Raw genomic sequence first — 14,851 nt, forward strand, 5'->3', positions numbered from 1 at the left:
ATATCATCAAGGGCGGCCCTCGGGCCGCCCTTTTTGTTTGAAACGGTCCGCTGTCCTCCCCTGAACTTGGTATTTCGGGCTTCGCGCTTTATCTGAAGTCATCGCTGAAGAGAGGATTCGCCGGTTATGCGCTTTTCGCCGTTTCGCCTGTCACTCACCGCCGCTCTGATGGCCGTCGGTATTGCAGGAGCACAGGCCCAGACGCAGCGCGTCGTCCCTGAGAGCAAGGCGCAGGTCCAGCTGTCCTTCGCGCCGGTCGTGCGCCAGACGGCCGGGTCGGTCGTCAATGTCTATGCCAGCCGCTCCGAGAAGCGGCAGAACGCCGCCATGGAGGAATATTTCCGCCGCTTCTTCGGCGACAATGCGCCGGGCGTTCCCAGGGGGCGGTCGCAGAGCTCCCTCGGCTCTGGCGTCATCGTCGATCCGTCGGGCCTCGTGATCACGAACAACCACGTGATCGAGAACATGAACGAGGTGAAGGTCGCGCTGGCGGACCGGCGGGAATTCGCGGCCGACATCCTGCTGCGCGATCAGCGCACCGACATCGCCGTGCTGAAGCTCAAGGACGCCACCAACCTCCAGGCGATCGAACTCGGCGATTCCGAAGCCCTCCAGGTCGGCGACATCGTGCTCGCCATCGGCAATCCCTTCGGCGTCGGCCAGACGGTCACCCAGGGCATCGTGTCGGCCCTGGCGCGGACGCAGGTCGGCATCTCCGATTACCAGTTCTTCATCCAGACCGATGCGGCCATCAACCCCGGCAATTCGGGCGGCGCCCTCATCGACATGAACGGCCGTGTGGTCGGCATCAACACGGCGATCTATTCTCGCTCCGGCGGCAGCATCGGCATCGGCTTCGCCGTTCCCTCCAGCATGGTCAAGGTGGTGCTGAACTCCGCCAAGGGGGGCGCCAAGAACGTCGTGCGGCCCTGGCTGGGCGCGCGTCTCCAGCCCGTGGATGGCGATATCGCGAGCGGGCTCGGTCTGGAGCGCCCGACAGGCGTTCTGGTAACGGCCGTCTACGACAAGGGACCGGCCGCGGAGGCCGGCCTGAAGCGGGGCGACGCGATCCTCATGGTGGACGGCCAGCCGGTCGATAATCCGGACTCCTTCGGCTACCGCTTCACTCTCAAGGGAACGCAGGGCGAGGCTCCTCTCACAATCCTTCGCGGCGGCAAGCAGACGACCCTTCAGGTCAAGCTCACGCCCCCGCCGGAGAACCCGAAGCGTGAGCCGGTGCAGGGCCGGGCCCGCACGCCGTTCGCCGGCGCGACCCTCGTGAACATGTCGCCCGCCGTCGCCGACGAGCTGCAGATCGAGGTCGCGGATGACGGCGTGGTCGTGGCGGACCTGGAGGATCGCAGCGTCGCCGCCAGTGTGGGCTTCGAGAAGGGCGACCAGATCGTCGCCATCAACGGCGAGCGTCTGACGTCCACGAAGGATGCGGACCGCCTGATCAACCGCAACGGCGGCTACTGGGAGATCACGGTCAGCCGGGGCGGGCGGGTCTTTACGACGGTTCTTGGGCGATAGACGGGACGGCGGGGGTGAGATCGGATATGGATGTTGGCCCGTTCCTTTAGTCCCTGATCCATCATGAGCGACCTGTTTTCATCCGCCGGCCTCGACCGCAACGCGCCTCGTCCGCTGGCGGACAGGATGCGGCCGACCCAGCTGTCCGAGGTGGTGGGCCAAGACCACCTTGTCGGGCCCGACGGGATCCTGACCCGGCTCATCGCATCTAAGACCCTCGGGTCTCTCATCTTCTGGGGGCCGCCCGGCACCGGCAAGACCACGGTCGCGCGCCTGCTCGCCCATGAAACGGACCTGCACTTCGAGCAGATCTCGGCGATCTTCTCCGGCGTGGCGGATCTCAAGAAGGTGTTCGAGGCGGCCCGGCACCGTCGGTCCACGGGTAAGGGCACGCTGCTGTTCGTCGACGAGATTCACCGCTTCAACCGGGCCCAGCTCGACGCCTTCCTGCCTGTCATGGAGGACGGCACCATCACGCTGGTCGGCGCCACCACGGAGAACCCGTCCTTCGAGCTGAACGCGGCGCTTCTGTCGCGCGCCCGAGTGCTGCTCTTCAAGTCCCTCGACGAGCCCGCCATCGAGCGGATCCTCGCGCGAGCCGAAGAGGTGACCGGCAAGAGCCTGCCGCTCGACGATGAGGCGCGGGCGTCCCTCGTGCGCATGGCGGACGGGGACGGACGAGCGGTCCTGACGCTGGCCGAGGAGGTCTGGCGCTCGGCGAAACCCGACGAAGTGTTCGACGCGGAGCAGCTGCAGGAGATCATCCAGCGCCGCGCGCCGATCTACGACAAGGGGCAGGAAGGGCACTACAACCTCATCTCCGCCCTACACAAAACCGTCCGGGGCTCCGATCCGGATGCGGCGCTCTATTATCTGACCCGCATGCTCGACGCAGGGGAGGACCGGCTCTTCATCGCCCGCAGACTGGTCCGCATGGCCGTCGAGGATATCGGGCTCGCCGATCCCCAGGCGCTGGTCATCGCCAATGCGGCCAAGGATGCCTTCGACTTCCTCGGTTCGCCGGAAGGGGAGCTCGCGCTGGCCCAGGCGGCCGTCTATCTCGCCACCGCGCCGAAATCGAACGCGCTCTACACCGCCTACAAGGCCGCCACCCGGGTGGCGAAGGAGCACGGCTCCCTCATGCCGCCCAAGACGATCCTCAACGCTCCGACCAAGCTCATGAAGCAGATCGGTTACGGGGACAGCTACGCTTATGACCACGACGAGCCGGACGCCTTCTCGGGCCAGGATTACTGGCCCGAGAAGCTGGGGCGGCAGGAATTCTACGATCCGGTGGACCGCGGCTTCGAGCGGGAAATCAGGAAGCGGTTGGACTGGTGGGAGAAGCTTAGGAAAGAGCGGCGTTAATAACGTTATATTGAGTATTTTGCTTCTTGAGCTAAGCTGAGCTTATCCGAGGAGCGGCTATGAATAAGTTCATTGTGGTATTGGTTTGGGCGCTGGGGGCGAGCCTTCCCTCGTTCGCTCACGCACAGAAAGTCGAAGTGGCTCCGGGAGCCATGGTGACGCGCAAGACATATCAGGTGCCAGCCAATGAGGCCCCATTCTTCAACTTCGTAGAAAAGAACGCAGCGCAAAAGGCTGCGGATCAGCAGTTGATCGACAGTGTTCTGCAGCAAGTTCCAGATCGCTCGAAGGCCGCAGATGCTGCTCTCAAAAGCGGTACACGAGCCTTCCTGGAGCAACAAGATTTCTCGACCGCAGCAAAGCGGTTCAACCAAGCTTACCTGCTCGATCCTCAACAAAGCGGCGTCTATCATGGCTTTGCAATGGTGGTCGCTGCCCGCTTCAGGGACTTCGAGTACGCGGATGAATTGTTCCGCGTAGCAGCTCGAATGAAAGCGCCATCTTTGTCCCTCAGCGCCGATCATGGCCGAACTTTGCTGATGGCCGGGCGTCCTCATGAGGCAAAGCCTCTTTTAGAGAAGGCGATCAAGGACACGCCGGATTGGGCGGTCCCACGCATGAACTTGGCATGGGCCGCTCTGCTGACAGGCGATAAAGTTGAGGCGTGCCGCCTCATCGTTCAGGTGAAGGGCAATGGCCTTGAGAATGTTGAGAACGATCTGACCTTGTTCAAGCAGAAGGCGGGCTGTTAACTTAACCGCATGAAATCCTATCTCCTCGTTTTCCTCGGCGCCGGGATCGGCGGTGCTCTCCGGCATGGGGTCAATCTCGGCTGCGCCCGTTACTGCGGGACGGCTTTTCCCTGGGGAACGCTGACGGTGAACGTTGCCGGCTCGTTTCTCATGGGGGCCATCGCCGGGTGGCTCGCCTTCAAGGCCGGCGAGGGATGGAGCCAGCCCCTGCGGCTCTTCCTCACCACCGGGATCCTCGGCGGCTTCACGACATTCTCGGCGTTCTCGCTCGATGCGGTGCTGATCTGGGAGCGGGGGCAGGCCGGGGTCGCGGCGACCTACGTGGTCGGGTCGGTTCTTCTTTCCATCGCAGGATTGGTGACCGGTCTCGGCCTTGTCCGGACGATCGCGGCTTGAAGCATCGGACGTGCATTCGAACTCACGCTCATGCTTCAAGGTTTTGGTTTAATGCATCTTTTCACGCAAAACCGGTGCCCACTTTTGCGTTTGATGCTCCAAACCTCGATTGCCGCTTCGGCGGCGCTCTGATACCGACAGTTCCATGAGAAAAAGCGGTTCAGGACAGAATAACGGTCGTGGCGGACGCTCCGGTGCCCGGCAGGACTTTCGCTCGCGCGAGGACAGGCCGGCGCGCAAGTCGCCGTCGTCCAAGTCGTCATCGTCGAAGTCGTCGACCAAATCTTCGGCGAAGCCGGGCGGGTTGAAATCGGCTGTGGGCAAGCCGCGTGCGGCGGCATCGGCCCTGCGCGAGAAGCCGGCTGCGCGGCTGAAACAGGCACGGCCTGCGGCCGCCGAGGCTCCGCGTGGCCCGACACGGGCCCAGGCCCGTGCGGAGGCCCAGGAGGTCCTGGCGACGGGCGTGCAGACCCTCGTGGTCGAGCCCGACGAGGCCGACATGCGCGTCGATCGTTTCCTGGTCGCCCGTTTCCCGCAGCTCGCCTTCACGCATATCCAGCGCATCGTCCGCAAAGGGGAACTGCGGATCGACGGCAAGCGCGCGCAGCCGAACGACCGGCTCCTGGCCGGCCAGAAGGTCCGCGTGCCGCCGTTGAAGCTCGACCAGCCGCGGCCGGTGTCCCGCAACGCCGCCAAGGACCAGGACGACCGCGACTTCCTGAAGTCGATCACGCTCTACGAGGACAAGGACGTTCTCATTATCAACAAGCCGATGGGGCTCGCCGTCCAGGGCGGATCGGGCACCAAGCGGCATGTAGACGGCCTGCTCGAGGCGTTGAAGGACGACGAGGGGCAGAAGCCGCGCCTCGTGCACCGTCTCGACAAGGACACGGCCGGCTGCCTCGTCATCGCCAAGACGCGCTTTGCCGCGTCCACCATGGCCAAATCCTTCCGCGCCCGCACCACGCGCAAGATCTATTGGGCGCTCGTCGCCGGTGTGCCGCGGGTCCGGCAGGGCCGGGTCTCGACCTATCTGGCCAAGGAAGGCGACGAGGGTGATTCCCGCATGCGCGTGGCCCGCCACGGCGACGAGGGCGCCAGCCACGCGCTGACCTATTACGCGGTGGTCGATACGGCGGCGCAGAAGCTCGCTTGGCTGTCGCTGAAGCCCGTCACCGGACGCACGCACCAGCTGCGCGCCCACGCGGCCCATATCGGCCATCCCATCGTGGGCGACCCGAAATATTTCGACATCGAGAACTGGGAGCTGCCCGGCGGCATCCAGAACAAGCTGCATCTCCTGGCGCGGCGCATCGTCATCGCCCATCCGAGGACCGGAAAGCCCATCGACGTCACCGCGCCGCTGCCGCCGCACATGCAGCAGAGCTTCAACCTCCTCGGGCTCGATACGAGCCGCTACGACCCGATCGTCGAAGCGCCTGAAGAGTAGTTCGCGTAACCCATTCGATCTTCCTAAGCATCGGACCCAAAATTGGAATCCACTTTTGGGATTCGATCCGATGCTCCGCTCCTTGAAGAGCGCATCGTTCGTTCGGAAAACCGGAGCCACTTTTCCGCACGATGCGCATCGGTCGCACTTTTGCCGCGCATCGCGCGCAGCATCGGGTGTCTCATTCAGTCTATCGGCTGATTGAGACAAAGGAGGAGATCGATGGAACACAAGCCTCTTGATCAGCTCCGCAGCGTCGCCGATGTCCAGCCGAGACCCCTGTCTCGCGAGGAACGGCTCCAGCGTTGGATCGACCTGCTCGAACGCGAGCCGGCGCGCCGCCTGCATTCCCTCGGTGAAATCGAGTACAAGCCGCCGGCAGAGCGCGCCCTGGTCCGCGAGGAAGACTCGCCGCTCACAATCGCCTATGACGATTCGATCCTGCGGGCGGACGGCCTGGCGAGCGACCGGCTCGGCGATGCCATGCGGTATTTCGAGCTGTCCGACGGTCAGGCTCATTACGTGCTTTGCTCATGCCTGAGCGGGCATTCGATGGAAGCCTCGACCTGCGCTCAGAGATTGCGCAACGCGACGGGCAACGTGACCTGGCAATCCGCCATCGGCGCCTGGGTCCTGGCGGGCCTGGCGGTGGCCTTGCCCGGGCTTGTCTATCTGCTGAGCTGAAGCGAGCCCGGAGCCGACCCTTGTTCGCGGCAGGGATGACGCCCTCTGCCGTCATGGACGGCCTTGTGCCGGCCATCCCGAGGCTGTAAGGCGCCGCGCTTTCCATCGAGATCACCGGCATGGGGCCGGTGATGACGTCGAGTTGTGTTGCCTTAGCCGTTGCGAGCTGCCCTTGAATCGGGGACAAAGCGGCAGATTGCAAAGGCCATTCCACATGCTGCACATCGAGCCCGTCACCCTCTCCACCGACCGCCTGACCCTGCGCCCCTTGAGCCTCGTCGACGTGCCGGCCTTGGGGCTGGCCGCCAGCGACGGCGAGCTTTGGGAGAAGAAGACCACGACGGTGCCCCGGCCCGAAGAGTTCGAGGCCTATGTGCGAAAGGCCCTGGACCTCCAGGCCGCGGGCCTCGCCCTTCCTTTCGCCACCGTGGTGAATGACGGCAACCGGGTCGTCGGCTCGACGCGCTACATGAACATCGACGCCGCCAATCACCGGGTCGAGATCGGCACCACCTGGATCGCCGGATCCTGGCAGCGGACCTTCGTCAACACCCATGCGAAGTTCCTCATGCTGCGGCATGCCTTCGAGGTCTTGGGGTGTCTCGCCGTCGAGATTCGCACCCATGCCCGCAATGACCAGTCCCGCGCCGCCATCGAGCGCCTGGGCGCCAAGCTCGACGGCATCCTGCGCCGGCACATGATCATGCCCGACGGGCATATCCGCGACACGGCGGTCTACAGCATCGTCCGGGAGGAATGGCCTGCGGTGAAGGCGAGGCTGGAGCAACGGCTCGGGTGAGGGGGCTTGCTTGTCGCCCTGACGATGCCCTGGCCACGCCCTCCTATGTCATCACCGGCCTTGTGCCGGTGATCTCGATGGCATGAAACGCCGAGCCTCACCGTATCGGGATGGCCGGCACAAGGCCGGCTATGACGTGGTGGGTGTCATCCCCATGGCGGAACGTGCCTCGCCAGACCACGTTGGTCTCCGACAGCTTCTGTAACGCGAGTTGAGGCATGAGCAGCATGGTTCGCGATAACACCGACCGTCATCGCTTCGAGCTGGAGCGGGACGGGTATCTCGCCTTCGCCAATTATGAGCGGCGTGGGTCCGATCTCGTGATCCGGCATGTGGAGGCGGCGATTCCTCTGCGGGGCACGGGAGCGGCGGGCGAGCTGATGCGCGGCGTCGCCGAGATCGCCCGCTCGGAGGGGCTCACCATCACGCCCCTGTGCGGCTATGCCCGGGCCTGGATTCGCCGGCACAAGGAATACAGCGACCTTCTCGACTGACGCGTCCCCTCCGTTCGGTGGGTGTGCCCATTCGCCGTACTGCGATCTGCGTCAAAATAGACTACACAGCGGCACCTCCAAAAAACATACATCGCGCTATGGGGGCGCTGCCGTGACCAACGTTCTCGAAAAAGCCAGACGGGTTCTGGGCAAGAAAAGCGTGGCTGTTTCAGCCGCCATCCTCATCGTGATGGTCGCGGTCGCCGCGTTCATCGGCCCCCGCCTGCTGGCAGAACCCGCCACCGAAATCACCTATTCGGACTTCACCCGGGACCTGGCGAACAAGAAGGTTCAGAAGGTCTTGATCGAGAGCGGCGGGCTGTCCGTCACGATGACGGACAGGAACGTCTTCGTGCGCATGCCCAATGGCCTCGTGAGCGCCGACTATATCGAGCGAATCACGGATGCCGGCGCCGAGGTGGATTTCAAGAAGCCCGGCTTCGATGCCGCCCATGTGGCGAGCATCCTGGTGCCGCTCGTGCTCGTCGCGGCCGTGCTCGTCATGCTGGCGATCCAGACCGATTTCAAGCCGACCTCCCGCTGGCCCCGCGTGGTCCGCAGCATCCCCAACCGGTTTGACGATGTCGCCGGTCAGGAGGAAGCGAAGGCGGAATTGCAGGAGGTCATCTCGTTCCTGCGCGATTCCGAATCCTTCACCAAGGTCGGCGCCCGCATTCCCCGCGGCCTCCTGATGGTCGGGCCGCCCGGAACGGGCAAGACCCTGATCGCCAAGGCGCTCGCCGGGGAGGCCGGGGTCTCGTTCATGGCCGTGTCGGGCAGCGACTTCTCGGCGCCTTTGATCGGCATCGCCAAGGGCCGGGTGTCCAAGCTGTTCGAGCAGGCGCGCAAGAAGGCTCCCTGCCTGATCTTCATCGATGAGATCGACGCCATCGGCCGCAAGCGCGGCGGCGGCGGATCGGCCGCCGACCGGGAGTTCGAGTCGACCCTGAACCAGCTCCTCGTGGAGATGGACGGCTTCAACACCACCGCCGGCGTGATCGTCATCGGAGCGACGAACCGCGTCGACGTCCTCGATCCGGCGCTCCTGCGCCCGGGCCGCTTCGACCGACAGGTCCATATCGGCCTGCCCGACATTTCCGGCCGCGAGGCGATCCTCAACGTTCACGCCCGCAACGTGAAGCTCGCGGAGGGCGTGAGCCTCGCCTCCATCGCCAAAGGGACGCCCGGCTTCTCGGGCGCCGATCTCGGCAACCTCCTGAACGAGGCCGCGATCTTCGCGGCGCGTGAGAGCGTCGGCGAGGTCACGCGCGACCACCTGGAAGCCGCCCGCAACAAGATCATCATGGGGCTCGAGCGGCGCACCCTCGTCATCTCCGACGAGGAGCGTAGGCTGGTGGCGGTCCACGAGGCGGGGCACGCCCTCTGCGCCTGCCTGCTGCCTGCCTCCGACAAGGTGCACAGCGCCACCATCATCCCGCACGGCCAGGCGCTCGGCCTCGTGATGCGGCTGCCCGAGCACGACCGGTTCTGCATCCCGATGGAGAAGCTCGAGGCCGACCTGATCGTCGCCATGGGCGGTCGCGCGGCCGAGGAGGTCGTGTTCGGAGCCAAGAAGGTGACGACGGGCGCCGCCAGCGACATCGCCCACGCCACCAACATCGTGACCAAGATGGTCACGGAATGGGGCATGAGCCCGGCCATCGGCATGGTCCGCGTGGCGCGCTCCGGCGACAGCCTCCCGCGCGAGGTCGAGCAGGAAATCCGCCGGATCATCGACGAGATGTACGCAGCCGCCAAAGCCTGCATCGAGGACAACCGGGGCGGGCTCGATGCCCTGACCGAGGCGCTGCTGGAGCACGAGACGATCGAGGGCGACGAAGTCCGCGCGATCGTAACGCGGCAGCAGACGAGACTGGCTGCCTGACCGGCCGCCTGTTCTTCCAGTTCAGGCGCGGGCCGCTTTCCGGTCCGCGTCGTCGTCGTCGTTCAGCAATGCATGGATCGTGCAGACGACCCCGGTCGGAGCGAACGCGATGGTGACGTCGCCGTGGAGTTCCTGGGCGAGGCTGCGCTCAATCAGCCGGGTGCCGAAGCCTCGGCGGCTCGGCTCGACGACGGGCGGCCCGCCCGTTTCCGTCCAGATCAGTTCCAGTTTACCAGCCGGACCCGCCAGCGACCAGCTGATCCCGATGCGTCCTGTCTCGTTCGACAGGGCACCGTACTTGACCGCATTGGTGCCGAGTTCCTGGATCGCCATGGCGATTGCGAGGGCGATCCGGGGCGGTAGGCGCATTTCGGGGCCGCGAATGTCGAAGCGGCTGTGTCCGTCGGCCTGGAAGGGCCCGATGGCTTCCCGAACGACTTCGCGCAGATAGGCGCCGTCCCAGTTCTCGCGGGTGAGCACGTCATGGGCTCGGGAGAGAGCGAACAGGCGGCCCTCCACCGCATCGCGCGCTTCGCTCGTCGTCGCGGCATTGCGAAGGCTCTGGGACGCAATGGACTGGACGGTCGCCAGGGTGTTCTTCACGCGATGATTGAGCTCGTTGATGAGAAGCTGCTGGTGCTCCTCGGCCCTTTTCATTTCCGTGATCTCGAGCGCCACGCCCAAGGTTCGCGCCGGGATGCCGTTCTCCACGTCCTGGAGTTCCGCGCGGAGCAGCAGCCAGTGGAGGGAACCGTCGGGCCAGACGACCCGCAATTCGGTCTCTATATGACGCTCTCCTCGTGATAGGGCCTCCCGGACGATGGCCCGAAGGCGCTTCTGTTCGCCAGGATAGTACAGGGACCGGACGTTCTCCGTGGAGAGGGGGGCGTCCGGGGGAAGACCGAGCAGACGGTTCAGCTCCGGCGAGGCGCTCACCCTGTCCGTGGCGGTTTCGATCTCCCAGACGGCCATGCGCCCGGCATCGATGGCAAGGCGCAGACGGGCCTCGCTCTCGGTCAGGGCTGCCTGCGACAGCTTGGTTTCGGTGAGGTCCGAGGCGAGGACGTAAAAGCCCACGATACGGCCGTCCTCGGCACGGTCGGGGATGTAATCCGACTTGACGTAGCGCATGCCCGTGCGAAAGGGCGCCCACCACTCGTGCCCGGTCCGATGCCCGGCGAGCACGGCCTCGATGTAGGGCCTTGTCCGCTCATAGGCCGGGCTGCCGACGGCCTCCCAGAGATGAAGGCCGTACAGGCTCTCCGGCGTGCGCCCGATCCAGGTTTCGTAGGCGCGGTTGTTGAAGCGGTAGCGCTGATCCCGGTCCACATAGGCCACGAGGGCAGGCAGATGATCCGCAATTTGCCTGAGCTTCCTCTCGCTGACGTGAAGCGGCCATTCGCTGTCGTCGGCAGGGGCGCCGTCGGCCGAACCGGGACGAGGATCCGTCGGTGCCGGCTCGTGCACCTGCAAGCGGGCCCGAAGCTCGCGGTTCTCGCGCTCCAGTTCGGCGAGCCGGTGCAGCAGAGCGTCCGTGTCCATGGGCTCGGTCGTTACCATCTACTCTTCTTGGCCCATTTTCGGAACGAACCTCATGCTACGCACGGTTTGTGCAAGTATATAGAACGCAAGCAGTAAAAAACCGGAGTGCGGCGGATTGTTTCCCGGCAGCGCCTTCTGGCAGTGGCCGGGATAATTGAATAAGGTGCCCGCCACCAAGGGGGCTCCCATCATGAAACGCATCATCCGCGTCACCGCCGTCATCGCTCTCGGCCTGCTCGCCACGGCCTGCGACAAGTGCGGCAACTGGAACATGAACACACCGCAATTCTGCCACGCCGACAGGCCGCAGAGCTGAATTGTAGGCTCTGCCTTTGAGCGGGAAAGACCCTTGAAGCTCGTTCTCTTCGATGTCGACGGCACGCTGGTCGACAGCCAGAACATCATCGTGGCCGCCCAACGGATGGCCTTCGCGGCCCACGGCCTGGAGCCGCCGAGCCGTGAGCGTTCGCTCTCCATCGTCGGCCTGTCCCTGGTGGAGGCCTTCACGGTTCTGGTGGGGTCGAAAGGACCTGTCGCCGGACTGGTCGATGCCTACAGGGATTCCTTCCACACCCTGCGCCAGGATCCGGCGAACGCTGAGCCGCTCTTTCCCGGCGTGGAAAGCTGCCTCGAATGGCTCCACGGCCGCAAGGACGTGGTGCTCGGGATCGCGACCGGAAAGTCCCGCCGCGGCGTCGCCCATCTGCTCGACCGGCATGGCTGGCAGGACGTCTTCCCGGTGATCCAGACCGCCGACGATGCGCCCTCCAAACCCCATCCCGGCATGATCCTGCAGGCCATGCGCGAGACGGGGGCTCTACCGCATGACACGGTGATGGTGGGCGATTCAAGCTTCGACATGGGCATGGCCCGCGCGGCCGGGGTGCTGCCGGTCGGGGTGTCCTGGGGCTTCCAGCCCGTCGCGGCCCTGGTTGAGGCGGGGGCAGGGCCCATTGTCGATTCCTATGCGGAGCTGGAGATGGTGCTGCGGGAATTCCTGAACACGCCCTCGAAGATTTTCGCCTGAAACCCCATTTTACGATCATGACAGATTTTCGCGACTGGTTCCCGTCCGAGGAGGAGCCGAACCCCATGCGCACGGCCCAGGCCGGCATGAAGCCGACCCTGCCGAAGCGCTTCTACAAGGATGCGGGCGTCGAGGAGCGGGATGGCCTGTTCCACCTGACCCTCGACGGACGTACCGCCAAGACACCAGGCAAGCAGGCTCTCGCCGTGCCATCGCGCGCTCTGGCCGAGGCTCTGGCCGAGGAATGGCGAGGTCAGGGGAGCGAGATCGACCCCTCGACCATGCCGATCACCCGCATCGTCAATTCCGCCATCGACGGCGTCTCGCCCCGGCAGGCGGAGGTGGTCGATGACCTCGTCCGCTACGCGGGGTCCGATCTGGTCTATTACCGGGCCGGCGAGCCCGAGCGCCTGGCGGCATCGCAGGAGGATGCCTGGGGGCCGGTTCTCGACTGGGCCAGGGAGGCCCATGGTGCCCGCTTCACCCTGGGCGAGGGCGTCATGCACGTGACCCAGCCGGACGAGGCCGTCGCGGCCATCAGGGGCGCCATCGAGGAGATCGGGTCGCCGTTCGCGCTCGCCGCCCTGCACGTGATGACCACCCTGTCCGGCTCGGTGCTGATCGCGCTCGCCCATGCCGCGCAGCAGATGGATGTGGACCGGGCCTGGGCCGCGGCCCATGTGGATGAACTCTACCAGGAAAGCGTCTGGGGCGAGGATTACGAGGCCATGGAGCGCCGCCGCCGCCGCGAGGCGGATTTCCGGGCCGCCTCGACGGTCTACAGGCTGGCAAACCCATAAACGAAAAAGCCGCCGATGCTTCCCGCACGGCGGCTTTTTCTTTGGGGACAGGCCTTACGAGCGGCGGAAGGTGATGCCGCAGCGCTTCTGGATCGAGGCTTCCTCGACGGCCTGCATCTGGCCCTTCAGGCGGGCGAGTTCGGCCGTCTGGGCGCCGTTGCCGCCCACGAAGAAGGCGGCCGGCCAGAAGATGACGATAGCGGCGGTCGTGGCCACCGCGTCCTTGGTGCGCGACGAATCCTGGGCGCCGGCAGCGGCCGCGGCGGCCGCGCTGACCCGCTGGGCTTCCACGCTCAGCTCACGGCAGCTGTAGCTGGAATAGGCCATGGGTGAGACATAGGCGGCCGCCACATCCTCCGACCGGCTGGCGCAGCCGGCGGCCGTGAGGGAGAGGGACACGGCGATAGCCGCAGACTTATGGATCTTCTTCATATCAGCCCCGATAGGAAACATAACAACGCACAAGCTCCTATCTTGCCGCCAAGCTTCTGTGAAGTGCTGTGGAGCACACGCCCATAGTGGGATTTTGAGCCCTGCACGGCTGTGCTAAGCGGGGGGAACATTCCCCCGTCATCCAGGGACCCCCGATGAAAGACATGCTTGAACGGCTTGAAGAGCGGCGTGCCCAGGCGCGCCTGGGCGGCGGCGAGAAGCGCATCGCGGCGCAGCACGGCCGGGGCAAGCTGACCGCCCGCGAGCGCATCGAGCTCCTGCTCGACAGGAACTCCTTCGAGGAGTTCGACATGTTCGTCGAGCACCGCTCCACCGATTTCGGCATGGACAAGGCCAAGATCCCGGGCGACGGCGTCGTCACCGGCTGGGGCACGGTCAACGGCCGCACGGTCTTCGTCTTCGCCAAGGACTTCACGGTGTTCGGCGGCTCGCTCTCCGAGGCGCATGCCCAGAAGATCATCAAGATCCAGGACATGGCGCTGAAAATGCGCGCGCCCATCGTCGGCCTGTTTGACGCGGGCGGCGCCCGCATCCAGGAGGGCGTGGCCGCGCTCGGCGGTTACGGCGAGGTGTTCAAGCGCAACGTGATCGCCTCCGGCGTCATCCCGCAGATCTCGGTGATCATGGGGCCGTGCGCGGGGGGCGACGTCTATTCGCCCGCCATGACCGACTTCATCTTCATGGTGCGCGACCGGTCCTACATGTTCGTCACCGGCCCGGACGTGGTGAAGACCGTGACCAACGAGACCGTGACCTCGGAGGAACTCGGCGGCGCCAAGGTCCACACCACCAAATCGTCGGTGGCCGACGGCGCCTACGACAACGACGTCGAGGCGCTGCTGCAGGTGCGTCGCCTCATCGACTTCCTGCCCGCCAACAACCAGGACGGCGTGCCGGAGATCCCGAGCTTCGACGATCCGAACCGGACGGATGAGAGCCTCGACACCCTGATCCCGGACAACCCGAACAAGCCCTACGACATGAAGGAGCTGATCCTGAAGGTCGTGGACGAGGGCGACTTCTTCGAGATCCAGGAGGCTTACGCGAAAAACATCATCACGGGCTTCGGCCGCGTCGAGGGCCGCACGGTCGGGTTTGTCGCCAACCAGCCGATGGTGCTGGCGGGCGTGCTCGACTCGGACGCCTCGCGCAAGGCCGCGCGCTTCGTGCGCTTCTGCGACGCCTTCAACATCCCGATCGTCACCTTCGAAGACGTCCCGGGCTTCCTGCCGGGCACGGCGCAGGAATATGGCGGCCTCATCAAGCACGGCGCGAAGCTGCTGTTCGCCTATTCGGAAGCCACCGTGCCATTGGTCACCGTCATCACGCGAAAAGCCTTCGGCGGCGCCTACGACGTGATGGCGTCAAAACACATCGGCGGCGACGTGAACTACGCTTGGCCAACCGCTCAGATCGCCGTGATGGGTGCCAAGGGCGCGGTGGAGATCATCTTCCGCCAGGACATCGGCGATGCGGACAAGATTGCGGCCCGCACAAAGGAATACGAGGACCGCTTCATGTCGCCCTTCGTGGCGGCCGAGCGCGGCTATATCGACGAGGTGATCATGCCGCATTCCACGCGCCGTCGGATCGCCCGGGCGCTCGCGATGCTCCGGCACAAGGAAAGCGAGCGTCCGTGGAAGAAGCATGATAATATCCCGTTGTGAT

Annotated in this window: 15 protein-coding genes; 13 read left to right on the top strand and 2 right to left on the bottom strand. The window is 65.1% G+C overall.

Annotation, left to right across the window (positions count from 1 at the left end; translation table 11 throughout):
- Window positions 1-126 precede the first annotated feature (126 nt).
- The 9 genes from AB4097_RS10720 to ftsH all read left to right on the top strand — a co-directional run bounded on the left by AB4097_RS10720 (window position 127) and on the right by ftsH (window position 9,361).
- The gene (locus tag AB4097_RS10720) at window positions 127-1,533 is read left to right on the top strand and encodes a Do family serine endopeptidase (protein ID WP_442039271.1); all 1,407 of its coding nucleotides are present in this window, start codon (window positions 127-129) and stop codon (window positions 1,531-1,533) included.
- Between the two features lie 63 nt (window positions 1,534-1,596).
- Entirely contained in the window at window positions 1,597-2,901 is a 1,305-nt protein-coding gene (locus AB4097_RS10725; protein WP_442039273.1) for a replication-associated recombination protein A, read from the top strand.
- Window positions 2,902-2,960: 59 nt separating this feature from the next.
- The gene (locus AB4097_RS10730) at window positions 2,961-3,653 is read left to right on the top strand and encodes a tetratricopeptide repeat protein (protein WP_442039275.1); all 693 of its coding nucleotides are present in this window, start codon (window positions 2,961-2,963) and stop codon (window positions 3,651-3,653) included.
- Between the two features lie 9 nt (window positions 3,654-3,662).
- Window positions 3,663-4,049 (top strand): fluoride efflux transporter CrcB, encoded by a 387-nt coding sequence (gene crcB, locus AB4097_RS10735; protein ID WP_442039277.1) that lies wholly within the window; start codon window positions 3,663-3,665, stop codon window positions 4,047-4,049.
- A 145-nt stretch (window positions 4,050-4,194) separates the two neighbouring features.
- Window positions 4,195-5,499, top strand: coding sequence for an RluA family pseudouridine synthase (locus AB4097_RS10740; protein ID WP_442039279.1), 1,305 nt, complete (start codon window positions 4,195-4,197; stop codon window positions 5,497-5,499).
- Window positions 5,500-5,721: 222 nt separating this feature from the next.
- Window positions 5,722-6,183, top strand: a complete 462-nt coding sequence (locus AB4097_RS10745; protein ID WP_442039281.1) for a hypothetical protein — start codon at window positions 5,722-5,724, stop codon at window positions 6,181-6,183.
- A gap of 214 nt (window positions 6,184-6,397) precedes the next feature.
- Entirely contained in the window at window positions 6,398-6,982 is a 585-nt protein-coding gene (locus AB4097_RS10750) for a GNAT family N-acetyltransferase (RefSeq protein ID WP_442039283.1), read from the top strand.
- 227 nt (window positions 6,983-7,209) lie between these two features.
- Window positions 7,210-7,476 (top strand): GNAT family N-acetyltransferase, encoded by a 267-nt coding sequence (locus AB4097_RS10755; protein ID WP_442039285.1) that lies wholly within the window; start codon window positions 7,210-7,212, stop codon window positions 7,474-7,476.
- 112 nt (window positions 7,477-7,588) lie between these two features.
- Window positions 7,589-9,361 carry an ATP-dependent zinc metalloprotease FtsH gene (gene ftsH, locus AB4097_RS10760; protein ID WP_442039287.1) on the top strand — a complete coding sequence of 591 codons (1,773 nt, stop codon included), beginning with the start codon at window positions 7,589-7,591 and terminating at the stop codon, window positions 9,359-9,361.
- Window positions 9,362-9,382: 21 nt separating this feature from the next.
- Here the strand turns inward: ftsH and AB4097_RS10765 are convergent, their stop codons facing one another.
- Complete coding sequence (locus AB4097_RS10765; protein WP_442039289.1) at window positions 9,383-10,921, bottom strand: sensor histidine kinase; 1,539 nt, start codon at window positions 10,919-10,921, stop codon at window positions 9,383-9,385.
- A gap of 172 nt (window positions 10,922-11,093) precedes the next feature.
- Between AB4097_RS10765 and AB4097_RS10770 the strand changes: the two genes are divergently transcribed.
- The 3 genes from AB4097_RS10770 to AB4097_RS10780 are packed head-to-tail and all read left to right on the top strand — an operon-like array spanning window position 11,094 to window position 12,730.
- Entirely contained in the window at window positions 11,094-11,219 is a 126-nt protein-coding gene (locus tag AB4097_RS10770; RefSeq protein ID WP_442039291.1) for a hypothetical protein, read from the top strand.
- A gap of 33 nt (window positions 11,220-11,252) precedes the next feature.
- Complete coding sequence (locus AB4097_RS10775; protein ID WP_442039293.1) at window positions 11,253-11,930, top strand: HAD-IA family hydrolase; 678 nt, start codon at window positions 11,253-11,255, stop codon at window positions 11,928-11,930.
- 17 nt (window positions 11,931-11,947) lie between these two features.
- Window positions 11,948-12,730, top strand: coding sequence for an ATP12 family chaperone protein (locus tag AB4097_RS10780; protein WP_442039295.1), 783 nt, complete (start codon window positions 11,948-11,950; stop codon window positions 12,728-12,730).
- A gap of 54 nt (window positions 12,731-12,784) precedes the next feature.
- On the opposite strand, the gene AB4097_RS10785 is transcribed toward AB4097_RS10780, so the two are convergent.
- Window positions 12,785-13,162, bottom strand: a complete 378-nt coding sequence (locus AB4097_RS10785) for a hypothetical protein (RefSeq protein ID WP_442039297.1) — start codon at window positions 13,160-13,162, stop codon at window positions 12,785-12,787.
- A gap of 155 nt (window positions 13,163-13,317) precedes the next feature.
- On the opposite strand from AB4097_RS10785, the gene AB4097_RS10790 reads away from it, so the two are divergent.
- Entirely contained in the window at window positions 13,318-14,850 is a 1,533-nt protein-coding gene (locus AB4097_RS10790) for an acyl-CoA carboxylase subunit beta (protein ID WP_442039299.1), read from the top strand.
- The last annotated feature ends 1 nt before the right edge of the window (window position 14,851 follow it).

The organism is Microvirga sp. 2MCAF35 (genome assembly GCF_052115545.1).
In the GTDB taxonomy this organism is placed as follows: domain Bacteria; phylum Pseudomonadota; class Alphaproteobacteria; order Rhizobiales; family Beijerinckiaceae; genus Microvirga.